Annotated in this window: 19 protein-coding genes and 1 tRNA gene; 16 read left to right on the top strand and 4 right to left on the bottom strand. The window is 57.9% G+C overall.

Going from position 1 to position 21,803, the window contains the following annotated elements; translation table 11 throughout:
- Positions 1 to 20 precede the first annotated feature (20 nt).
- The 6 genes from ENN40_05995 (at position 21) to ENN40_05970 (ending at position 4,835) form a co-directional block, all read left to right on the top strand.
- Positions 21 to 104 (top strand) — tRNA-Leu (locus tag ENN40_05995).
- A gap of 45 nt (positions 105 to 149) precedes the next feature.
- Entirely contained in the window at positions 150 to 767 is a 618-nt protein-coding gene (locus tag ENN40_05990) for a phosphoribosylglycinamide formyltransferase (protein ID HDP94894.1), read from the top strand.
- Positions 764 to 1,321: a hypothetical protein gene (locus tag ENN40_05985; protein HDP94893.1), complete on the top strand. Its 558-nt coding sequence runs from the start codon at positions 764 to 766 to the stop codon at positions 1,319 to 1,321. The genes ENN40_05990 and ENN40_05985 overlap by 4 nt, the downstream gene beginning before the upstream one ends.
- Before the next feature lie 50 nt (positions 1,322 to 1,371).
- Positions 1,372 to 3,384, top strand: a complete 2,013-nt coding sequence (locus ENN40_05980) for an ATP-dependent DNA helicase RecG (protein HDP94892.1) — start codon at positions 1,372 to 1,374, stop codon at positions 3,382 to 3,384.
- 120 nt (positions 3,385 to 3,504) lie between these two features.
- Positions 3,505 to 4,116: a hypothetical protein gene (locus ENN40_05975; GenBank protein ID HDP94891.1), complete on the top strand. Its 612-nt coding sequence runs from the start codon at positions 3,505 to 3,507 to the stop codon at positions 4,114 to 4,116.
- The gene (locus tag ENN40_05970; GenBank protein HDP94890.1) at positions 4,116 to 4,835 is read left to right on the top strand and encodes a hypothetical protein; all 720 of its coding nucleotides are present in this window, start codon (positions 4,116 to 4,118) and stop codon (positions 4,833 to 4,835) included. Before ENN40_05975 ends, ENN40_05970 begins: the two co-directional genes overlap by 1 nt.
- Positions 4,836 to 4,994: 159 nt before the next feature.
- Here the strand turns inward: ENN40_05970 and ENN40_05965 are convergent, their stop codons facing one another.
- Positions 4,995 to 5,768 (bottom strand): DUF1295 domain-containing protein, encoded by a 774-nt coding sequence (locus ENN40_05965; protein ID HDP94889.1) that lies wholly within the window; start codon positions 5,766 to 5,768, stop codon positions 4,995 to 4,997.
- Positions 5,765 to 6,895: a hypothetical protein gene (locus ENN40_05960; protein ID HDP94888.1), complete on the bottom strand. Its 1,131-nt coding sequence runs from the start codon at positions 6,893 to 6,895 to the stop codon at positions 5,765 to 5,767. Before ENN40_05960 ends, ENN40_05965 begins: the two co-directional genes overlap by 4 nt.
- A gap of 263 nt (positions 6,896 to 7,158) precedes the next feature.
- Between ENN40_05960 and ENN40_05955 the strand changes: the two genes are divergently transcribed.
- Positions 7,159 to 8,109, top strand: a complete 951-nt coding sequence (locus ENN40_05955) for an AEC family transporter (protein HDP94887.1) — start codon at positions 7,159 to 7,161, stop codon at positions 8,107 to 8,109.
- A 3-nt stretch (positions 8,110 to 8,112) separates the two neighbouring features.
- On the opposite strand, the gene ENN40_05950 is transcribed toward ENN40_05955, so the two are convergent.
- Entirely contained in the window at positions 8,113 to 8,532 is a 420-nt protein-coding gene (locus ENN40_05950; protein ID HDP94886.1) for a hypothetical protein, read from the bottom strand.
- Positions 8,533 to 8,697: 165 nt separating this feature from the next.
- Positions 8,698 to 9,474 carry an LPS export ABC transporter ATP-binding protein gene (gene lptB / locus ENN40_05945; protein HDP94885.1) on the bottom strand — a complete coding sequence of 259 codons (777 nt, stop codon included), beginning with the start codon at positions 9,472 to 9,474 and terminating at the stop codon, positions 8,698 to 8,700.
- 188 nt (positions 9,475 to 9,662) lie between these two features.
- Here lptB and ENN40_05940 point away from each other — a divergent pair, with 188 nt between their 5' ends.
- The 9 genes from ENN40_05940 (at position 9,663) to ENN40_05900 (ending at position 21,633) form a co-directional block, all read left to right on the top strand.
- A complete protein-coding gene (locus ENN40_05940; GenBank protein ID HDP94884.1) occupies positions 9,663 to 12,116 on the top strand; it encodes a response regulator in 2,454 nt (817 codons plus the stop codon).
- Positions 12,117 to 14,756, top strand: coding sequence for a pyruvate, phosphate dikinase (locus ENN40_05935; GenBank protein ID HDP94883.1), 2,640 nt, complete (start codon positions 12,117 to 12,119; stop codon positions 14,754 to 14,756).
- Complete coding sequence (locus ENN40_05930; protein HDP94882.1) at positions 14,753 to 16,162, top strand: NCS2 family permease; 1,410 nt, start codon at positions 14,753 to 14,755, stop codon at positions 16,160 to 16,162. Before ENN40_05935 ends, ENN40_05930 begins: the two co-directional genes overlap by 4 nt.
- Positions 16,162 to 17,076 carry an ABC transporter ATP-binding protein gene (locus ENN40_05925; GenBank protein HDP94881.1) on the top strand — a complete coding sequence of 305 codons (915 nt, stop codon included), beginning with the start codon at positions 16,162 to 16,164 and terminating at the stop codon, positions 17,074 to 17,076. Before ENN40_05930 ends, ENN40_05925 begins: the two co-directional genes overlap by 1 nt.
- A complete protein-coding gene (locus tag ENN40_05920; GenBank protein HDP94880.1) occupies positions 16,956 to 17,837 on the top strand; it encodes a hypothetical protein in 882 nt (293 codons plus the stop codon). The genes ENN40_05925 and ENN40_05920 overlap by 121 nt, the downstream gene beginning before the upstream one ends.
- 2 nt (positions 17,838 to 17,839) lie before the next feature.
- Positions 17,840 to 18,682: a hypothetical protein gene (locus tag ENN40_05915; GenBank protein HDP94879.1), complete on the top strand. Its 843-nt coding sequence runs from the start codon at positions 17,840 to 17,842 to the stop codon at positions 18,680 to 18,682.
- Entirely contained in the window at positions 18,664 to 19,437 is a 774-nt protein-coding gene (locus ENN40_05910) for a prepilin peptidase (GenBank protein HDP94878.1), read from the top strand. The genes ENN40_05915 and ENN40_05910 overlap by 19 nt, the downstream gene beginning before the upstream one ends.
- 9 nt (positions 19,438 to 19,446) lie before the next feature.
- Positions 19,447 to 20,943: a hypothetical protein gene (locus ENN40_05905; protein HDP94877.1), complete on the top strand. Its 1,497-nt coding sequence runs from the start codon at positions 19,447 to 19,449 to the stop codon at positions 20,941 to 20,943.
- A 381-nt stretch (positions 20,944 to 21,324) separates the two neighbouring features.
- The gene (locus ENN40_05900; GenBank protein ID HDP94876.1) at positions 21,325 to 21,633 is read left to right on the top strand and encodes a hypothetical protein; all 309 of its coding nucleotides are present in this window, start codon (positions 21,325 to 21,327) and stop codon (positions 21,631 to 21,633) included.
- Positions 21,634 to 21,803 lie beyond the last annotated feature (170 nt).

The raw sequence follows: 21,803 nt of genomic DNA, 5'->3' as shown, positions 1-21,803 counted from the left end.
TCACCTATATAGAATTGGATGCCGAAGTGGTGGAATTGGTAGACACGCAAGTTTCAGGTACTTGTGGGAGCAATCCTGTGGGGGTTCGAGTCCCCCCTTCGGCATTTCTTCTTGTCTTCGTGATTTCCATCCCGCTGTTGTAGTTGATCATGCACGAAAAAAAAGTCGGCCGTGTCGCCGTGCTGCTTTCCGGACGGGGCAGCAATTTCAACGCTTTGTACCGGGACTCGCTGGCATCGGACTCGGGTTACCGCGTGGTGCTGGTGGTTTCAGACAACCGGGATGCGCCGGGGTTGCGGCGCGCCCGGGAACACGGCCTGGAAACGGTTTTTCTGGATCCAGAGTTATTCTGCGGCCGCCCGGCATTCAGCCTTCAACTCGTAAAAGAGTTAGAGGCCCGAAAAGTAGACTTGGTATGTCTGGCCGGTTTCATGCGTATCCTGGGGCGGCGGGTCGTAGATGCTTACGGCGGTCGCATCCTCAACATCCACCCGGCATTGCTGCCCGCTTTTCCGGGGCTGAACGCCCAGCGCCGGGCCCTGGAGTACGGGGTGAAGTGTTCCGGGTGTACCGTGCATTTCGTGGATCGAGGCATGGACACCGGGCCCATCGTGTTGCAGGAGTGTGTCGAGGTGTGTGATAGTGACAACGAGGATTCCCTGAGCCGGCGCATCCTGGAAATGGAACACCAACTGTTTCCCCGCGCCGTACGCTTGTTTTTTGCCGGAGTTCTCCATTTGCAGGGGCGGCGGGTGAGGATAAAATGACAAAAACAATCTCTATATCTCTGGTGATTATCCTGGTGGCGGCCTGGGGCCTGTACTCTTCCCATTCCATGGAGGATGCCCAAAAAATGGACCGCTTGCTGACGCGGATCGCCCAGGATTCCCGTGAACGTGTGGTGTTGCGCTCCGTAGAGTTTACGCAAACGGAACTCAACGCCTACTTGAATCTCATTTATCTTCCCAAATACGCGCCCGAGGTCGAGTTTGTGGACCTGGTCCTGGAAAACAACAACACTGTCTCCGGGAGCATGGCCGTAAAACTGGAGGGAGAGGAATACGAGCGCCTGCCATCCTTCCTTCGCGATTTCGAGGTCCGTTTTTCCGGCCGCCTGGAATCAAAGAACCAGCGCATGCGCTACATTTTCAGCGACATCCGCATCAATGGGACTCGTTTCGCCCCGGAAGTGCTGGATGAGGCGTTTTCCTCCGCCCAGGCCGGCGTCGACATCAAACAGTCTATTTTTGACTGGTTCACCTTGTTGCCGGGCCTAAAGAAAGTCGCTGTTGAAAGTGGGCGTATCACCCTCTTCTTTTAATTTGTAGTTTGTTGCTGAAACTGCAAGACCCAATCTCCAGGTTGAAAGGAGTGGGGCCGACTTATGCCGCCGCCCTTGTCGCCGCGGGTATCCATACCGTAGAGGAATTGTTGCTCCAGTTTCCCGTTGACTACCTGGATTGCCGCCGGCTAGCGCAACGCTTCATCGCGGACCGGCCGGGCCTGTATGCCGCCCGGGTGGTTTCTTTCTCCTCTTCCCGCAATTTCCGCCGCCGGCTTACCACCATTCGCCTGGACCTTTCCACGTCTTATGGCCCGGTTCGGGCCCTGGTTTTCAACCAGCCCTGGCTGTCTCGGCAACTCGTGAAAAACCGACAAATCTGGGTATTCGGTCGTGTGAACGTTTCGGGAGGTATTGTGGTAATGCCGGCGCCCAGGATTTTTTTTGAGCCGCCGCAAAGCATGATCCCGGTTTACCGGGAAACCGGCGGCATTTCACGGGGCCGGCTGAGCCGCTTGATCCAGTCGGCGCTGGCTTCAGTGGAATGGCCTGCGGAAATCCTGCCGGACTGGATTCTAAAGAAGCGTTCCCTGCCGGGATTGCGCCGCAGTCTGGAGCGCATTCACTTCGCCGATCAAGGCGCAAACGATTCACTTCAACCTTTTCTGGACCGCTTTCGTTACACGGAGTTCCTGGCGTTTCACTTGGAGTTGCGGTTGGTGCGCCGATTGCTGGGCGACATTCCGCGGCGTTTTTCCTACTCGCGCCAGATTGACCTGCGGAAAGAGCTGGAAAACCGCCTGGGATTCACCCTGACAAACGGCCAGGCACTTGCGATAAAAGAGATCCTGACGGATATCGGGAAAAGCACGGCCATGCAGCGATTGGTGCAAGGGGATGTGGGCAGCGGCAAAACCGCGGTGGCGTTCGGAGCTTTGCTGCTGGCTGCACAAAGCGGGTATCAGGCCGCTTTCCTGGCGCCCACGGAAATGCTGGCGCACCAGCATGCGGAGCGGGCACGGCGGGTGTTTGGGCAGGCCGCGGTGTATTTGTTGACCGGGGCCACTTGCGCGGCTGAACGCCGCCGAATTGAGGCGCGCATTCAAGACAAAGAGCCGCTGGTGCTTTTCGGTACCCATGCATTGTTGAACCAGCGCTTGACTTTTCCGCGCCTGGCCATGGTGGTTATCGATGAACAGCAGCGTTTCGGCGTGTCCCAGCGTGCTGCGCTGTACGGCAAGAGCCGGGGGGCGGACCTTCTGGTGACCACGGCCACTCCCATTCCCCGTACCCTGATGCTGGCACTGTTCCACGATCTTGCGGTCTCCTCCATCCGGGACCGTCCCCACGGTAGGGGGAGCGTGGTTACCCGGGTTCTGGATGTCCGCCGCCGGGATGCATTTTATGATTGGTTGGCTGACCGACTTGGGCAAGTTTCAGGAACAACCGGGGTTTCGGAGCGCGTTTTTGTGGTTCTGCCTCGCATCCGGCCCGCAGAACCCTCACCGGAAACAGCCTGCCTTGAGATTGAAGGACGGGAAATAGAGAAACGGCTGAAAACATTCGGTACCGCGGTGCTGTCCGGCGAGACCCCGTCTTTAGAGCGGGAGCGCTTGCTCGGGGATTTTCGCTGTGGCCGTTTGCGGGTTTTGATCGCGACAACGGTTGTGGAACTGGGAATCGATGTGCCCGAGGCTACCATCATGGTAATCGAAAACGCGGATCGTTTCGGCCTGGCCCAACTGCATCAACTGCGGGGTCGAGTGGGGCGGGGACCGAGTCCGGGCCAATGTTACCTGATTCGCTCTGACACGGCTTCGGAACGGGGGCGGCAACGCCTGGAGATCATGGCGCGGGAACAGGACGGGTTTCGTCTGGCTGAAAAAGACCTGGAAATGCGTGGCGGAGGCGAAATAGCCGGTCAACGCCAGGCGGGATATCTGGATTTCCGTTTCGGTGATCCCGCCCGGGACCACCAGGTGTTCATTAATGCCCGCGAGGACGCGGAACAGATTTTGAGCGCGGCATCTTTGCCTACTCCCTGGCTGGAAGAGGTCGTCGCCGCCATTCGCGTCCGCATCCATCGCATCCACTTCAGTTGAGTTCCCTTTCTACGGTTTACCGCCAGGGGGGGCTGGTTTACAGCGGTTGAAAAATCATGTATAGTCCTCGTTTGCCGCCCCTTTGTCCGGGGAACGCGGCGTTTCCGAGGAGAAAAAGCCGTGAAACGATTTCTCACTGTTCTGTTGCCAATGATCGCTTTGATTCTGGTTGCCTGCGGCGGCCCGGAAACCGTTAAGACGGAACCGGAACCCGTAGCCGTACCCGAAGCCCCGCCCCCACCGAAAGTATCCCCCGATCCCGGAATCCACCGCGCCCACGTGGTGTTGCGGCATTTCGGCCGGCTGACCCGCAAATACATGAGTTATGCCGAGTATAGACGTAAGAATCAAGCAAGCGATGGCGTCGCATCCGTGAGCCCGGACTGGTTTTACGATACCTACAGCCTGGATCTGAACGAGGATGGGTATTGGGCCAGGGTAAACTACCAGACCGCGGAACGGGCCATCGCCCGTGATCCCCGTATTGAATCCCTGCTGGGCAACGCCCCGCGCCATGCCATCGACATGACCGTCGAGACGCCGGCGGGCCGCAAATACGTGCTGAGTGACAGTGAGGGAGACGGGGTGCTCGATTACGCCGCCTTGAAAGGGAAGCCGGCGGAGGGTTCCGGTTTTGACTGGAAACTCCGCGATCGCATGCAGGCCACCTACTCGCGCCTGCTCTCCGTGGTCAAGGGCTACTACCCGCGTATTCCCGCCGCAAAGCGCTGATGCAGACACGGCCCCTCCGGCTCATGGGGCGCAGCAACCGGGCCGGAGAAATACTGATCCGCCTGCGGGCCGGGTTAAAACTCCCCTTGAATGAATCCAATCCCTATCTCCGTGAGGCCTGTGACATGCGGGACCTCATCCTGACCGCGCCCGAACTGGAGAAAGGATTTCCCGGGATGTTCGCCGACCCGCAAAGGGCGGTATGGGCGGATGTAGGCTGCTACTTCGGCGAAACCCTTGCCGATATGGCCGTCAACGTTCCGGATGTCAATTTTCTGGGGGTGGATATCCGTTACAAACGCGTGGTCAAGAGCGGCCGTCGCCTGGAACGGATGGGTATTACGAATGCCCGTATCGTACTCTGCGATGCCGGAATGTTTTTGAATACCCTGCCCGCCGGGTCGCTGGCGGGAATCAGCGTGTTTTTCCCCGACCCATGGCCGCGGGAAAAGCATCGCAAACACCGCTTCCTGAACCGGGAATTTCTGCATCTGGCGGCATCACGCTGCCGTCCCGGTGCATTGCTGTGGTTCAAGACCGACCAGGAAGAATACTTCAACGATGTCATGGCCCTGGCCCCTGAATGCGGTTTTCATGCCGACCGGGTTCCCCCGGAAATCCTTGGGGGACGCGATTACGACTCCGTATTCCAGCGCCTGTTCAAGCGCAGTCCGGAGGGCGTGTTCCAGGCGGTACTAAGTCTAAAGTCTAAAGTCTAAAGTCGAAAGGAAAGACTCTTGTTGCTCTTTAAATCTTTCCCCTTTCAACCTTTTCACTCTTGTGCCCTATGGGTATTCGATTCAGGTCCCCGCCCCTGGCCCCTCGCCAATTGCCTCTAGCCCCTCGTCAATTGCCGCCAGCTCCTCGCCGAGACGCTGCTAATCCTTGCGTCTGGGAAACCAGGGGATGAGTTTGTTTGTTCTGCTCATATAGGCTTGCCACGACGGATCGTTGCCGTATTTTTCTTTCGCTTTCTTCTCCAGTATGGGAATTCCACTGAAAAACAACAGCAGCAACGTGATAAACAAGGGTCCCACCACCGCCAAATGCCGCCAGCCGCTCAGCCGCGGCAGGGCGGTCAGCCATATTCCCCACCAGACCAGCATCTCGCCGAAGTAATTGGGGTGCCGGGAATATTTCCATAATCCGGAACGGATGAAAGTGCCCCGGTTCTCAGCCCGGTTGCGAAAGCGGAATTTCTGCCAGTCACTCGCGGTTTCAATTGCCAGGCCGGCGGCCCAGACAGCCACGCCGGCCCAAATCCAGAACGGGGGACTCGCGGTTGAGGCGGCGCCCAGGGCCAGGACCAGGGGCATGGAGATCACCCATACGCTGATCGCCTGGAGGCCCCAGAAACGCGCCAGCCATGCCGGCCGTTCGCGACGGCCGTCAAAACGCTCGTCGCGACCGGTCCGCAGGATGCGGATCAACAAATATCCGCCCAGGCGCAGCGCCCAGAGCGCAACCATCGTGGTCAACAGGATGGCGTGCCATACCGGAGATGGGTTCATCAGTAGTCCGGTGAAGGCAACCGCCATGAAGGTCAGGGCGTAACTGATGTCCGTGTAGCGGTCGGAACCCCCGGCCAGGGCCAGGGCAAAACCCAGGGCGTTGATGCCCAAGCAGATCAGCAACGCTGTCCAGATCGTCATTTCGGCAGAGACTCGCTTGCCCGGGTCTTTTCGTCATCCGGCCTGGGAACTGGAGGCTCAGCTTGAGATGGGGCCGGCTGGGACTGTGCCCGCGGCCGCGAATAAAACACGTAGGACAGGGCGAAAATCAGCAGGCCCACCACGCATACACCACCTGCGACTTCTATCACCGGCTGCACCAGGTGGTCTCCAACTACGGACCACAGTCGGCCCGCGCGATCCACCATCATGCTTTCCATCGGTGTGTATTGGTGGCCACCGAACTGGAAGTGGGGAATCCAGGATCCCCAGTCCGCGGCGTTGCGTGCCGCCATAGCGGAGGTCAGGGCCAGACCACCACCGATCAGGGTGGTAATGCCCGCCCAGCGGAAGAAACCGCTCTTTGAACCCGCGCCCAGCAATGATGCCAGCAATATGGCCAGTGCCGGAATCAAAAAGAGCACAAATGTCACTGTAGAAACCGTACGTACGACGTCCACCCCCCTGGGGTGGATATCGACCCTTTCCATTAATTCCACGCGGTTCGGGATGTCCGCTATGGCACGGTCCAGGGCCGCCGCCACAACGCTGTACGAGATCTCGGCTCCGGGACGGCATGGCGGCAGGTTATGCCTCCCGCGGGGAGATTCCACAAAGCGTCGCCATTCCGCGATTCCCCTTTCTCCGCATTCCGGCAGGTTGGAAAAAACACCCTGTACCCAGGTTCGCATGGCCGGGCTCTGAAGCGCCGTTTTCAGGGGGGTCATGTTGAGTTCCACCGGCACCGGGGCGCTCTCGCCCCTGAGGATGGCGCTGATCTGTTTGAGGGCCTGATCCAATTCAACTTCAAGCCAACCGGTAATACCGGATTCGTCCAGTACTTCTCCCGGCGTACGGTCCACGGCGGCCATGGCTTGCAACCATGCCCGGGTTTCCTCATCCAGGGAAGGATCGTCGGTTTTGCCCAAACGCACCATTTCGTCCATGATGTTGCGGGTTTCGCGGATGATTTCGCCGGGCATCTCGGAAATGAAATCCGGAGACACCACCGCCCGGGTCAGTCCGACGGCCCAGGTCATACCGAAAAGCAACGGAACGGCGATCAAGGCAATGATCAAGACGGCGAAAAAGGTTCTAAATGGTTTCATAACCCCTCCTTGGCGCTGAATTTGACCCACTCCATCTGCGACGGTTCCAGCCGCGGTCAGCGGGAATAACGTGTGTCATTGTACGCTACCCATTAATGAATCGCAACGCGACCATGTGCAAACCCCGCATATTTCCAACGCTTTTTGATGACGAAAGGTTCTTCGGCTTTTCATGAATCGTTGCGCCGGTTTTCCCTCTTTTGGCGCAAACCCGCGCCCTGTTTGCCTTGTGGGCTTGTTTGGAGTAGAATGGCCGCGCGTCCATGTTGACTGATATCTCTCCCCTGATGCTGCGGCTGGTATTGCCCATGGCCTTGGGCCTGTTGAGCCGGCAGTTGCGCCTGCTTCCCGATAACGGCGCCGAAGTTCTGCGGATTTTCGTGGTACGGATTTGCATGCCTTTCCTGGTGTTTCAAAACCTTTTTTCCGCCCGCGTGGACAGTTTTCCCCAATTTTTTCCGGCCACGGCGGCATTTGTTTTGTTGAGCCTGTTTTATGCGCTGACCGGCGCCTGGGTGGCCCGGCTGTTTTTCAACGCGGCAAAACAGCGCAACGCGTATTTCATCGCCGTGTTTATGGGCAACTACGGATTCCTGGGCTGGGGGGTGATGCACTCCTTCTACGGTCCGGACGCGTTTACTCGTTCCGTGTTTTTCTCCATGATTTTCTGGCCGGTATTTCTGTTGGCGGGTTTCTATTTTCTGTTGCGCATGAATCATCGCAGCAGTGGGAGTACTTTCTCTATGGGGCGCATGATCCTAATCAATGCGACGGCCCCCATCGTGGGCGCGATCCTGGGCGTGGTCGCCAATCTGGGGGGATTGTCGCTGCCGGGGCCGTTGGCTGAGCTGGTGAAATCATTCGCCGCCATGTCCATACCGCTCATTCTGTTTACGGTTGGACTAGGGCTGACCCTGAACATGAAGACCGGCCATTGGAAGACCATTGCCATGGCGGCGACCCACCGCCTCCTGTTCGGATTTTTCCTGGGATGGGTCGCATGGCGGCTGGTGGCCTGCTTTTTGCCGGTAGACAGCCTGACCAGCCGGGTGATCCTGATGGAGGCCGTGATGCCGACGGCCGCCATGTCACCGTTCTTTACCCTCTACTTTGACTCCGACCGCGAGTTGGTTGACGGCGTGATCGCGGTTACAACGCTCTTGTCCATGGTCACCCTGGTTCTGTGGTATTCCGTGGTGGAGTGGATTCTCTGAGCTTCAGCCCGCAGCGGGCCGCAGGCTGCTGAAGTGAGACTCAAGTACGTGGATAATTGAATTGCGGGCATCGCTATCCAGGTCCCGAATCCTGCAGCGGATGGAAAAAACCAGCCCGTTCCTGAAATGATCGCCCGTTTCCTTGTCCGGGCAACAAGCCCGGGATTCAATTACCTCAACCGCAAGCGGGGTGTTACCGTTGGGTGCGGGAATAAAGACAACGGCTTTGCCGCCTACGGGGGGCGAGTATCCCGAAACGATTCTCAGGTTCTGAAAATTGATGTCTTTGATCAGGCATTCGCCGTGACCGCCGAAACTTCCGCGGGCCGGAGGGTCCAGGCGGAACTGAATCTCGTTTTCCTCTGTCATGATCTTTGCCTGTTCGGTAGCAGCCGAGCGGTTTTGCAGCAATTCAACTGCCATGATTCGAGATGAACTCCCTCTTGCGGAATACGCCTTCTGCGGCACGCTTCCGCCCCGAGGGAACAGGGACTAGCCGGGGCGGTGGTTTATAAACCAGTCTATAACATGGCGGCGGACGGTTGCTATGAATGACTCACGGCTGGTTTGTGGCGTAGATCCCGGCACTTATTGTTTAGAGATGCCACGGAACAACGGGGCCGCGGCATGTTCGAGCGCATTTTTGCCCCATTCGAATTCCTGGCCCAAAAAGAGCTGGCGGGTGAGTTTTTCCTGGACCACTTCCGCGGGATGGCCACTGCTCAGGATCTTGCCACGGTGGATCACGTAAACACGGCTGGTAATGTTGAATGTGTCTTTCACATTGTGATCCGTAATGATGACCCCGATTCCCCGGTCCCGCAACTTTAGGATGGATTTCTGGATATCCAAGATCGTAATGGGATCAATCCCCGTAAACGGTTCGTCCAGAAACAAAAAGCGCGGGTTCATGATCATGGCGCGCGCGATTTCCAGACGGCGCTTTTCCCCCCCGGATAATTGGTGTGCGCGGGAATTCTTGACGTATTCCAATCCGAAATCAGCCAGCAGCTCTTCCGTTCGGCAACGGGCATCCGGTGCCGTCAAACGCAGTTCCAAAATCTGGTACAGGTTGTTGTACACCGAAGCTTTCACAAACACCGAGTGCTGCTGGGGCAGGTAGACCAATCCCTTTTCAGCCCGGATATAAGACGGGTCCCTGTCAATGCCCTGGTTGTTTAAGCGGATTTCGCCTTTGTCCGGTTTAATAATCCCGGCCAGCATCAGGAATGTGGTGGTTTTGCCGGCCCCGTTGGGGCCGAGAAGCCCAAGGATTTCCCCGCCAGCCGCCCACAGGTTAAGTGAATCGACCACGGCCACATGGTCGTACACCTTTGTCAGGTCTTTGGCTTCGAGTCGATTCATGGCATGAATGGTGGGCGCTGTCGCGCCTTGTCGATCGATTTCTCCATTGCTTTTTCGTTCATGCTATCACACCCATGGATATTTGGGAAGCGCATTCGCCCGTGTTATCACACTCTCCGGCGTTTGCATTCCCCGCGCTATTCCGCTATAATTTTTGACTCCCGGCGATCGACACGAAAAGGCAAAACATGCATCCATCCAGAGGAAATGCCAAGCGCAGGATTGCTTCGCCACCGGACTGGGCGACCTTTCTGCTCAACGCCTCCGTCCGTCCGGAACACGAGCGCCGCGAATGGGTTCGGGATCTGTTATCCCGCGAATCCGGGTTTTTCGAATTGGCTGTAAGCGCCCTGCGTTGCGGATGGCATGGTCATGATCCCGGCGGCGATCCGGATGTGGAATCACTGTTGCGGACACTGGGTCCGGATCCGTTGCTCCTGGTGGCGGCCCGGCTTTCGCTGGCGCGCTGGTTCGAGCGGGAACTGCCGAACAAGGTTCCCCCACGCAAGCGGGCCCAGGTGCTTGATGCCGCATTGCTTACGAGCGGATTAGCCGCCGGTGTCGCTGAAGCGATCTCTGGTTGTGTCCGCGTTGAAGCCGAAATGTGCGGACTGTTGACCGGAGTGGAAGAGTGGTTGCGGTTGGGCGAAACAATTTCCGGGACGCGCACTTCGCAGTCCGGCCGTGACCGGATTTCCAGGTTGATTGCCGCCTGGAACCCGGAAGCAGCGACTTTGCCGGAATGGCAACGGGCGGTTGCATTGCATGGTGTCGCCCAAAAAATCATCTCTAAAGAGGTTAGCGGTGCGGATGCGGCGGCGAGCGCCATCGGCCGATCCCTGGCAGACACGGGAATGGATGCGGCGGACTGCCTGGAAGTGGTTGCCGCCCTTCCCTGGCGGTTCCGGGCGGACTGGGAAGAGGTTGCCCCCGCCAAAGGTTGGCCATGCGGAATTCCCGCCGCGGTTCAGCGCCTGCGTCGTCAACTAGAGCAATACGGCAAAGGCGGCTTCTCGATTCCGGTTTTCAGGCGGTTGCAGCGGCAGATGGATGTGCCGGGAACAGCGGTGGATTGTGCCGGCAGGGCGCTACGTTTCGCTTCCAATTATCTGCCGGGCCTGGTTTGCGCACTGGCATGGCACGGCGAAAACAATGATCCGGGGTCGTCATGGTGGCGCCCGGATCCGGAGCGGTCACTCCCTCTTCCCCCCTGCATCCCGCGCCTGGAGCCGGACGGCACATCAGGCTGCATCCTCAGAATCGACCTGTCGGGAGAGACTTTCCCGGCAAAAGGCAAGGCCTGGCTTTTGCCTGTGCGGGGACCGGGGAAAGCGGGCGGATGGATCGTGGCCTCCCGCCGGGATGGAGTTGACTTTTCTCTTTCCCAGGCCGCCCAGTTGGAATCCCTGGCTGCACACATGAGTCGCGCCGTGAGTGTGTATGGTTGGCAGGAAAAGTGTCGCTCCGAATCCAGCAAGAACCACTTGTTGAAACGGGAATTGCGCCTGGCGGATGAACGCCTGACCCGGATGAAAGACGCTGCGCGGATTCTGGAGAAAGCCGTTGTTTTTCAGGAAGTGCTTCCCGGAGTGTTTCACAAGCTGAAAAACAAGTTGACCCCGCTGATGGGCTACGCCCAGATGCTGAAAACCCGCGTTCGTGACGAATACGCCCGCAAGCGATTGGATAAGATCGAGCAAAGCGCGGATTCACTGGCCCAGTTGCTGAACCGCCTGTGCAAACATTTCGATTCTCCGCCTTCATTCTTGCATGCGGGAAACCTCAATCGCGTTATCCGGCGAATCCGCCCCCGCCTGGAAGAAGTCGCCCGGCAACACAACATAAAGATCACCTGGGAGTTGGATGCTGCCTTGGAAGATTTCGCCATGGCCGAAGGCCAGTTGGAGATCGTGGTCCGGGAATTGGTGGAAAACGCCATTCGGGCCGTTGAAGGCAAGCAGACCACGTCCTCTCAAGTCACGGTACGGACCCGCAGACTGGATTCAAGCGCTGCGGAATTCACGGTTCGCGACAACGGCGTGGGGATTGCAGCCGAGGACATTGAACGGATATGGTCTCCTTTCTTCTGCCGTTTCGCCGACGGCGACGGATTGGGTCTCGCCGTCTGTGATCATGTGCTCCAGCGCCATGGGGCATCCCGACGAGTTGAGAGCCGGCGGGGAGAGTTTACCGAGATCTGCATCGTGTTTCCTCCAGCCATTGCGTCTCAAGGTGAGCCTTTGCAGCCGACAGCCAAACCACCTCGATTGGAGGGTCGGGTACTCATCCTGGATGATGAGGCGTACATGCTGGAACTGATGCGTGATATCCTGCAGGAGTTGGGGAACCTCGACATCCATGCCACGACCAGCGGAACCCGGGCCTTGCGCTGGTTGGGGGAACAGGAGTATGAATTGGTGATTGCCGATCTGTACCTGGCGGATGTCAACGGCCTGGACATATTTCGCACCCTGAATGACCGCGACATGGCAAACCGCCTGATCCTGATCAGCGCGGATCCGGGCAGCGCGGACATTCACAGGTTCCTGGAATCCCAACGCATTGTGTTTTTAGAGAAACCATTGGAATTAATGCTTTTCAAACAGAAAGTGTTGGAAAAACTATCCCAAAAGGAGGCATAAATGGCCAAAAAATTCGTTTATTTCTTTTCACAACAAGAAACGGAAGGCAAAAGAGAGATGAGGGAACTGCTGGGCGGCAAAGGCGCCAACCTGGCGGAGATGAGCAACCTGGGGCTGCCCATTCCCCCCGGATTCACCATCACCACGGAGGCGTGCGCCGAGTTTTCTCAACATGAAAATACCTATCCCGAGGGCTTGCGCGAAGAAGTGGAAACCCAGCTGGAAAAACTGGAAAAGCTGATGGGGAAGAAACTGGGGGACGCGGAAGATCCCCTGCTTGTTTCCGTGCGCTCAGGCGCGGCCGTCTCCATGCCCGGTATGATGGATACGGTCCTGAACCTGGGACTCAACGACCGCTCGGTTGTGGGATTGGCTGCCCGCTCCGGTAATGAGCGCTTTGCCTGGGATTCCTATCGCCGTTTTGTGCAGATGTTCGGAGACGTGGTGCTGGGAATCGCCCACCATCGCTTTGAGGAAATCCTGGATGCCCGTAAAAACGATGCCGGCGTGACCACGGACGTGGAACTCGACACGGCGCAACTGGAAACCATTGTCGGGGAGTTCAAGAAGCTGGTCAGGGAAGAGACGGGGAAGGATTTTCCCCAGGAACCCAAAGAACAACTCTGGAAGGCCATTGATGCGGTCTTCGGCTCATGGAACAACGAACGGGCCAGAAAGTATCGTGCCATCAATAAAATCGCCGGTATGAGGGGTACTGCTGTCAACGTGCAGGCAATGGTTTACGGTAATCTGGGAAATACGTCCGGAACCGGCGTGGCGTTCTCGCGCGACGCGGCCACCGGCGAGAACGTGTTTTACGGTGAGTACCTGATGAACGCCCAGGGTGAGGACGTGGTGGCGGGGATTCGCACACCCAAGCCGTTGCAGGCCCTGAAAGACCAGCAGCCTGAAATTTACCGGCAACTGGACGAATACAAAGACCTGTTGGAACGGCATTATCGCGATATGCAGGACATGGAATTCACCATCCAGGAAGGGAAACTGTTTATCCTGCAGACCCGCAACGGCAAACGCACGGCTTTTGCCGCGGTGAAGATCGCCGCCGACATGGTCAAGGAAGGCCTGATTCCCAATCGTGAAGCAGTGATGCGCATTTCACCCCGTGAACTCGACATGCTGTTGCACCCCAACATCGATCCCAAGTTGGAATACGAAGTCATCGGCAAGGGACTGCCGGCTTCCCCGGGAGCCGCGGTGGGCAAAATCGTGTTTACCGCCGAAAAAGCCGAGGAAATGGCGGCGGCCGGCGAGAAAGTCATCCTGGTGCGCAAAGAGACATCTCCGGAAGACATCGGCGGTATGGACGCCGCGCAGGGCATTTTAACCGCCACCGGCGGTTTGACTTCCCACGCCGCCGTTGTGGCGCGTGGCATGGGCAAGTGCTGCGTGGCCGGATGCGGAGCCCTTGCCATCAAGAACGACGGCACCTGCACCATTTCGGGCCGCACCTTCCGCGAGGGAGACGTGATTACGCTCAACGGCAGCACCGGCGAGGTGATTCCAGAGCCGCTTCCCCTGATTCAGCCGGAAATTTCCGGAGATTTTGAGGATTTCATGAAGCTGGTTGACAAGGAACGGACCATGGGGGTCCGCACCAACGCCGACACTCCCAAGGACAGCCTTCAGGCCCGCACGTTCGGCGCCGAAGGTATCGGTTTGTGTCGCACCGAGCACATGTTTTTTGAAGGCGACCGCATCGATGCCGTGCGTGAAATGATCCTGGCGGAAGATACCGAGGGCCGCCGCAAGGCGCTGGCCAAGATCCTGCCCATGCAGGAAGAGGATTTCGCGGGCATTTTCAAGGCCATGGACGGATTCCCCGTCACTATCCGCCTGCTCGACCCTCCTTTGCATGAGTTTCTGCCCCACAGCGACGATGAACTGCGGGAACTGGCCGAAATCGTGGGTGTGGATTTCGATGTCTTGAAACGCAAGACCGAGAGCTTGCATGAATTCAACCCCATGCTGGGTCATCGCGGCTGCCGCCTGGCCATTACTTTTCCGGAAATCGCCGAGATGCAGGCCGAAGCGATCATTCGCGCGGCCGTCAAGGTTGATCGCGAAGGCGTGAAGGTGTTACCGGAGATCATGATTCCCCTGACCGGAACCTACCAGGAATTTGAATTCCTGAAGCCCGTGATCGAGAAAAAAGTGGAAGAGGTGTTTGCTGCTGAAGGCCGCCGCGTCGAATACAAGATCGGTACCATGATCGAGATCCCCCGCGCCTGTATTGTGGCGGACCGCATCGCGGATACGGCGGAGTTCTTTTCTTTCGGCACCAATGACCTGACCCAGATGACTTTCGGCTACTCCCGTGATGACGCCGGCGTGTTCCTGCCCCATTACGTGGGAAAAGGCATCCTGCCGCAGGATCCCTTCCAGGTGCTGGACCGCGAAGGCGTGGGCCAACTTGTGCGCATGGGCATTGAAAAGGGTCGCAGCCGTCGTCCCGACTTGAAAGTGGGAATCTGCGGCGAGCACGGTGGTGAACCGAGTTCGGTTGAGTTCTGCTTCCAGGCCGGCATGGATTACGTGTCCTGCTCACCATACCGCGTGCCCATCGCCCGCCTGGCCGCGGCTCAGGCACACATCAAGGCGGAGGAGAATCGAAACAGATGATTACCTGGCTGCAACGGTTTTTCCGAATCATAGAGAACGGGTCCACCCTGCGCCGGGAAGTTTCCGGCGGGGTGGTCACTTTTCTCACCATGTCCTACATCGTGTTTGTACAGCCCGCCATCCTGTCCCAGGCGGGAATGGATTTCGGGGCCGTCATGGTGGCCACCTGCCTCTCGGCGGCCCTGGCGTCCATCCTCATGGGCGTGATGGCCAACTATCCCATCGCCCTGGCCCCCGGAATGGGGGAAAATTTCTTTTTCACCTTTACCGTGGTCCTGATGCTGGGCATTCCCTGGCAGCAGGCGCTGGGGATGGTGTTTATCTCCGGGGCGCTGTTCGTGTTGTTGACCCTGTTGCGGGTACGAGAGAAGTTCATCAACGCCGTTCCGGCTTCACTCAAACATGCCATTGCCGCCGGAATCGGCTTGTTGATCGGGTTCATCGGGCTGGTGGACGCGGGCCTCATTGTGCGCAACAACAGCGCCTTGATGCCGCTGGCATCGGCCGACGGCGACCTGGTGTCCGGTCTGCAGCGTTTTGAGTACGCGTCCGGAGCCTTGAAGCTGGGGGATTTTTCCCTGCCCGCCACCCAGTTGGCGGTGATCGGGCTGTTGCTGATTGCCCTGCTGCTGGTGCGTCGCGTAAAAGGCGCCATCCTGTGGGGCATTTTGGCCACCACGCTGGTGGGCGTCCTCATGGGTGTGGTGCAATGGAAAGGTTTGGTCTCGGCCCCGCCCTCGCTTGAACCCACTTTTCTCAAACTCACTTTCAAGGGCCTGTTCACCTTCCAGGTTATTCCGGTGGTGATCGTTTTTTTTATCATGGATTTCTTTGATACCATCGGCACCCTAATCGGTGTCTCTTCAAGGGCCGGATTGTTGCGGGACAACCAGTTGCCCCGGGCTTCACGGGCGTTGATGGCGGACGCGGTGGGTACCGTGGCCGGCGCGGCGTTGGGCACATCCACGGTTTCATCCTATATCGAGAGCGCGGCCGGGGTTGAAGAGGGCAGCCGCACGGGCCTGTCCGCCGTGGTGGCGGGGCTGTTGTTCCTGCTGGCCGTATTCTTCTCGCCCCTGGTCGCCATGGTGGGCGGAGGGGTCGCTTTTTCCGCCGCGGATGGACTGTTTCTTTATCCCGTGACTGCTCCGGTGCTGATTGTGGTGGCGGTTTTGATGCTTCGCGAAATGATACATGTGAAATGGGATGACCACTCCGAGGCCATTCCCGCGGCCCTCACCCTGGTGGGCATTCCCCTGACCTACAGCATTGCCGACGGCTTGGCGCTGGGTTTTGTGTCCTATACGGGCATCAAACTATTGTCCGGACGCTGGCGCGACTTGAATTGGATCCTGGTTCTGGTTACCATGGTATTTATTTTGAGATTTGTCTTGATCCGGTTCTGATGATGGCGGCCTTAGAGATACGGGGATTGGAGAAGTCGTATCCGTCGACTTTCGGTACCCGGCGCATCCCGGTGTTGCGCGGCATTGACCTGACCGTTGCGCCGGGAGAGATTTACGGTTTTCTGGGGCCCAACGGCGCGGGCAAAACCACCACCATCAAGTGCATCCTGGGATTGCTCAGGCCCGATCGCGGCAGCATCCGCCTGCTGGGCCGGGATGCCGACTCGCTGGAGAGTCGCCGCAACCTCGGCTTCTTGCCGGAAAACCCCTACTTTTACGAATACCTGACCATCCGCGAGCTGCTCCACTTCACGGGACGCCTGTTTTGCATGTCCGGTGCGGACCGCAAACGTCGTGTGGAGGAGGTACTTCGCCAGGCTGGACTTTGGGGTCGTGAGGAAACCAAACTGGGCAAGTGTTCCAAGGGCATGATTCAACGCGCCGGCCTGGCCCAGGCGCTGGTTCAGGATCCCGAGGTCCTGATTCTGGACGAACCCTTTTCCGGGCTGGACCCGGTGGGTCGCAAAGAGTTGCGCGATCTGGTGTTGTCGTTGAAAAGCTCCGGGCGCACCATCTTTTTCTCTTCCCATATTCTCCAGGACATGGAACTCATGGTGGACCGGGTGGCCATTATCATCAACGGACGCCTTGTGCGCGAGGGACGCCTGGATGAGCTGGTATCCAGGTCGGTGCGCCATTATGAACTGGTGGTTGACGGGGTGGATGAAAAAGACGCGGCGCGGACCGGACTGGCCGGAGAGCGTCGTGACAACCACACGATCATCCGGGTGGAATCCCTGGAAGAGGTCAATCAGAAAATCCGCGCCGTCCACGTCTTGTCCGGCCGCATCGCGGCCATGATTCCGGTCAAGTTGACCCTGGAAGACATCTTTATGCGGGAGATCGGCAAGTGAAGATCCCGGCCATTGCCCTCAACACCTTTCGTGAAGCGGTACGCAACAAGGTCTTTTACCTGTTGCTGTTTTTCGGCGTGTTTTTCGCGTTCAGTTCACGCTTTGTCAGCATGCTGAGCGTGGGCGATCAGCAGAAGGTGCTGATGGACGTGGGGCTGGGGTCGATCCATTTTTTCAGCGTGCTGGTGGCGATTTTTACCGGCATCAACCTGGTTTACAAAGAGATCGAAAAAAAAACCATCTACAATATCCTGAGCAAGCCCATTACGCGCCTGGAGTTCGTGCTGGGCAAGTTCGCGGGCCTGGCCCTGACACTTCTGGTGGCGCTGGCCAGCATGGCCTTGTTGTTTTTCCTCTTTCTCTTTGTCACCACCGGATCGTTTGCCCCCCGTTGCCTGATCTTTTTCGGCCTGCTCTACATTGAACTCTTGATCATCACCTCGCTGAGCCTGGTATTTTCTTCTTTTTCCACCCCCATCCTGTCTTCCATTTTTACAGTCACACTCTACCTGGTGGGTCAGGTATTATGGACCTTCCAGGAGTTCAAAACCCGCCTGCACGAGCCATTTTCCCGTTACGTGGCCACGGCGTTGTACTACCTGCTTCCCAACCTGGACAAGTTCAACGTCAAGAACGAAGTCGTCATGGATATGCCCCTTCCAGGCGGTCGCCTGTTGGCCGCGGCGGCCTACGGCATCGTGTACGTGGCGGCGCTGCTGACCTTGGCGGTGGTGATATTCCGTCGCCGGGAGTTAAAGTAATCATGCAGGCCAAGGCCCTGGCCTTGTTTGTGGCCCTGACCCTGACCGCCGGCGCCCTGCAGTTTCATTACGATACCCGGGTGGAGTATTTTGCCGACCGCCAGGCGTTCGTGGCCCTTCCCGACGGCAAAACCCTGAAGGTGCTTTCTTTCGGATACCGCAACCTGGTGGCGGATTTCCTGTTTATCTGGGCCATTCAGTTTTACTCCGCCACTCACCTCACCAACCGTTTCGACTACATAGAAAACATTTTCAACGTGATCACGGACCTGAACCCCCGCTTCAAGGCGCCGTACCTAGTTGGTTCCTGGATCATGGGGTTGGAGGGGGGACGGTATCGCATGGCCATCCGCCTGTTGGAAAAGGGCGCGCGCAACAACCCGGAAGAGTGGATTTTCGAATACGACGCCGGGTTTTACGCGTATCGGGACCTCAAAGACCTGGAGTTGGCCGAGAAATTGTTCAGGCAGGCGGCCGAGCGTCCCAATGCCCCGCCGCTGATCCGGCGCAAGTGGGCGCATATGGTGTACATGCAGGACAACCTGGATTACGCCTTTCAACTCTGGAAAGAGATTGAACGCTCAGCCGACGACCAGTTGTCCCGGGATTCCGCTTTCCACCATCTCTACCAGATCGATTTCGAGCGCGACAAGCAAATCCTGAAGCTGGCGATCAGTGAATTCCGCCACCGCTTCGGCCGCAACCCGGCTGAATTGGATGAACTGCGCGTTCGCGGCATCCTCAAAGAGATTCCCCGTGATTACCAGGGCCGGGACTACCGTTATGATCCCCAAAGCGGTACCATCCAGGCCAGGCGGAACTACAAATGGAAATCATCGTACTGATCGTTTTCGGACTGAGCGTGGGCAGTTTTCTCAACGTGGTGATCTACCGCCTGCCCCGGAACGAGAGCCTGGCTTTTCCGCGTTCCCACTGCCCGGCGTGCAACGAGCAACTGCGTTGGTTTCACAACCTTCCCGTTGTCAGCTTTCTGGCGTTGCGCCGGCGTTGCGCCCGCTGCCGCGCGCCCATCTCGTGGCGCTATCCCCTGGTGGAAATCGCCACCGCCGGCATTTTCTGGCTGTGCTGGTCCCATTTTCGCGACCAACCGCTCCACGCCCTGTTCAGCGCAATTTTCCTCCTGATTCTGCTGGTTCTGTCGTTTATCGACCTGGAGCACATGATTCTTCCCGACGAGTTGACCCTGGGCGGAGCCGCGGTGTTTCTGGCGTACTCGTTTTTTCACCCCGGCTTCTCTTCACCCTGGACCGGGGTGGCCACCGCTTTGGGGGCGGCGGCGGTGTTTGCCGGCTTGTTCTTTTTTTACATAAAGGTGCGCGGCATGGAGGGCCTGGGGTTCGGAGACGTAAAACTAATGCTCATGCTGGGGGCATTTCTCGGTCTGGAAGGCCTGGTAGTGGCCTTGCTCCTGGCCTCTTTCTGCGGCTTGATCGTGGGGGGGTTCATGATCCTGTTTCGCGGCAAGGACTTGAAACTGGCCCTGCCTTTCGGGCCGTTCCTGGCCCTGGGGGCTTTTTTCTCCCTGTTCTGGGGAGCAAAAATCCTGGCAGCGATCCAGTCCTGGGTCATGACGGGGTAGAAAAATCCCATGAACAAGAGCACGACCATTTTGCTGCTGGTGATTGAAATCCTGTTGATCTTTGTGTTCGCCAACCTTTCCTCCCTGTTTCACACCATGCAGGAACGTGAAACCCGTTCCTACATCGAGGTGGCCGAATCCGTGGCGGACGTCATCATGAAAAGCGCGGCGCCTGAAACCGATCCCCTGGAAACGCAAAACAGTTTTTTTTCCAACATTCAACGGGTACAGGCGGCCGGGCGCGAAGCCGTGTACGATGCCGAAAGCGGCACCCTGCAACTGTTGCGCCCCCAGGCGGACGGCTCGGCCGTGTTGTTTGTGCGTCACGCCCGCACCCCCGTGCTGGAAACCCTGCAACGCGTATCCCGGCTTTTCTCCCTGCTCATCATCATGACCGCTTTTTTCCTGTTGATCACGGTCTTTTACCTGGTGTACCGTTTTCGCGCGGACCGGGGCAAAGAGCAAAACGCGCCCATCGATCCCATCAGCAATTACCTTTCGCGTCTCGAAAGCAGTGAGACCAGCCTGCGTTCCACACTGGAAGAACAGCAGCAGGCGGTTTCACGCCAGCAGGAATTGAACCGCGGCATCATCCGCCACATCAACGCCGCCATCCTGCTGTTGAACGGGCAGGGAAAGGTGGCGGTTTTCAACCCCCGGGCGGAACAGCTTTTTGAGCGCAGCGCCGCCTCGGCCCTGCACCACCCGGTTGAAACGGTTTTGTCGTGTGTTCCCGAAATCGCGGCGTTTGTCCGCGAGGTCAAAGTGCCGGAATCATCTGCGGTGGTGGTGACGCGGGACCGCGACTTCCGCGTGGACATATCTTCCGTAAGTGAAGGCGGGCGCCTGCTGGTGATCAAGGAGGTCACCCGTGAGCGCCGCCGCGCCGAGATCCAGCGGCGCCATGCCGGCTTTGCCATGCTGGGCGAGATGGCCGCCTACCTGACCCATGAAATGCGCAACTCCCTGGGCGTGGTGTACGGTTACACCAGGAGTCTGAAAGCCGACAAGGAACGGGTCGAGCGCATCAACCACGAGATCACCTACCTGACCGGCATGATGGACAACTTCCTCAACTTCGCTCGGCCCCTCTCCCCGGGGGAACGCACCCCGGTCAACCTGACCGAAATTTTAGCCGCCGAATGCGAAGCCGCCGGATTGGAGTTGGCCGCGCCGGAAAAAGGAGTGGAAGTTCGCGGGGACGCGGGACTGGTGCGCAGCCTGTGTTCCAACCTGGCGCGCAACGCCGCCGAGGCCGGAGCCGACCGCATGGAACTGGTTATTGACGGCACCGACCCCCTGGAGCTGCGGTTGCATGACAACGGCCGCGGCATCCCCGAAGACCAGCGCGACAAGATCTGGCTCCCCTTTTTCACCACCAAGGAAGAGGGCACGGGCATGGGCCTGGCCCTGGTGCGCAAGATTATGAACGCCCTGGATGGAGATATCCGGCTGGAAGATTCACTCGAAAAAGGTACCGAATTCAGATTAACCTTTTTCTCGTGAATCGAGTTGGAGAGTTGGAGAGGAAAACTGCGAAAACCCCCCTGAATAAGGAAGAAGGAATAAGAAAACCTTCTCCCGAAACCGGCACTGAATTCCGTTTGACTTTCTTTTCCTGAACAATCCGGAACTCGCCTCCCCTCGCCCCTCGCCATATTAAAACCACTGAACACACGGAAAGAGAAATCGGGAAGATTGTACAATCGTTCAAAAAAGATGATCCATCCTTTTACATCGTTCCGGTTCCTTCAAGATTCAATCTTGATCTGGGCAGAACATGAAAACGGATTGGATTCCTGTTTCCATGAAAACCCTGGTCCTGTCTTACAAAATCCTTGTTTCTATCGGTGAGGAAATCAGGCATGCTCCTTGCCCGCGTGCGCCATGCGGCGCGGGGTGTACAACAGGCGTTCACCTGAGAAGACTGACCTATACCAAATCACATACCGGTATTTTGAGGAATATGAAAAAGTGTACACAGAAAGGTACGAGAATGAGTACGGAACCTTTCGGAAGGTAATCCGCAGCACGATCCGGCGGTACCTGGACTGTGGGATACTGGAGCATGGCTTTGCCAGGGTGCGCTGCGCCGCGTGCGGGTTCGACTTTTTTGTGGCGTTCAGTTGCAAATCAAGGTTGTCCTGGACGACATGCCGGACCGCAAGGAATGCCGCCGGGCCTGGGCGCGATTAATCTACCAGGTATATGAAGTCGATTCATTGAAGTGTCCCCGGTGCGGGAAGCAAATGAAAATCATCGCCTTCATTCAAGACAGGCATGAGGTGGTGCGCATTCTCAAGCACCTGGGGTTGTGGCCTATGGAGTATCCCTCAGCCGCGCCCGCCCGGGCGTCACCCCATGAT

Source organism: Candidatus Aminicenantes bacterium, assembly GCA_011049425.1.
In the GTDB taxonomy this organism is placed as follows: domain Bacteria; phylum Acidobacteriota; class Aminicenantia; order UBA2199; family UBA2199; genus UBA876.
Note: the sequence above shows the minus strand (reverse complement) of the source record. Positions and strands in the feature narration are given on the sequence as shown.

Bases quoted from the DNA above. Each gene is read 5' to 3' on its own strand.
- ENN40_05915 (HDP94879.1), top strand. From the start codon at position 17,840: ATGCAGGCCAAGGCCCTGGCCTTGTTTGTGGCCCTGACCCTGACCGCC.
- ENN40_05985 (HDP94893.1), top strand. From the start codon at position 764: ATGACAAAAACAATCTCTATATCTCTGGTGATTATCCTGGTGGCGGCC.
- ENN40_05930 (HDP94882.1), top strand. From the start codon at position 14,753: ATGATTACCTGGCTGCAACGGTTTTTCCGAATCATAGAGAACGGGTCC.
- ENN40_05970 (HDP94890.1), top strand. From the start codon at position 4,116: ATGCAGACACGGCCCCTCCGGCTCATGGGGCGCAGCAACCGGGCCGGA.
- ENN40_05925 (HDP94881.1), top strand. From the start codon at position 16,162: ATGATGGCGGCCTTAGAGATACGGGGATTGGAGAAGTCGTATCCGTCG.
- ENN40_05950 (HDP94886.1), bottom strand. From the start codon at position 8,532: ATGGCAGTTGAATTGCTGCAAAACCGCTCGGCTGCTACCGAACAGGCA.
- ENN40_05965 (HDP94889.1), bottom strand. From the start codon at position 5,768: ATGACGATCTGGACAGCGTTGCTGATCTGCTTGGGCATCAACGCCCTG.
- ENN40_05905 (HDP94877.1), top strand. From the start codon at position 19,447: ATGAACAAGAGCACGACCATTTTGCTGCTGGTGATTGAAATCCTGTTG.
- ENN40_05990 (HDP94894.1), top strand. From the start codon at position 150: ATGCACGAAAAAAAAGTCGGCCGTGTCGCCGTGCTGCTTTCCGGACGG.
- ENN40_05955 (HDP94887.1), top strand. From the start codon at position 7,159: ATGTTGACTGATATCTCTCCCCTGATGCTGCGGCTGGTATTGCCCATG.
- ENN40_05900 (HDP94876.1), top strand. From the start codon at position 21,325: ATGCGGCGCGGGGTGTACAACAGGCGTTCACCTGAGAAGACTGACCTA.
- ENN40_05935 (HDP94883.1), top strand. From the start codon at position 12,117: ATGGCCAAAAAATTCGTTTATTTCTTTTCACAACAAGAAACGGAAGGC.
- lptB (HDP94885.1), bottom strand. From the start codon at position 9,474: ATGAATCGACTCGAAGCCAAAGACCTGACAAAGGTGTACGACCATGTG.
- ENN40_05910 (HDP94878.1), top strand. From the start codon at position 18,664: ATGGAAATCATCGTACTGATCGTTTTCGGACTGAGCGTGGGCAGTTTT.
- ENN40_05960 (HDP94888.1), bottom strand. From the start codon at position 6,895: ATGAAACCATTTAGAACCTTTTTCGCCGTCTTGATCATTGCCTTGATC.
- ENN40_05940 (HDP94884.1), top strand. From the start codon at position 9,663: ATGCATCCATCCAGAGGAAATGCCAAGCGCAGGATTGCTTCGCCACCG.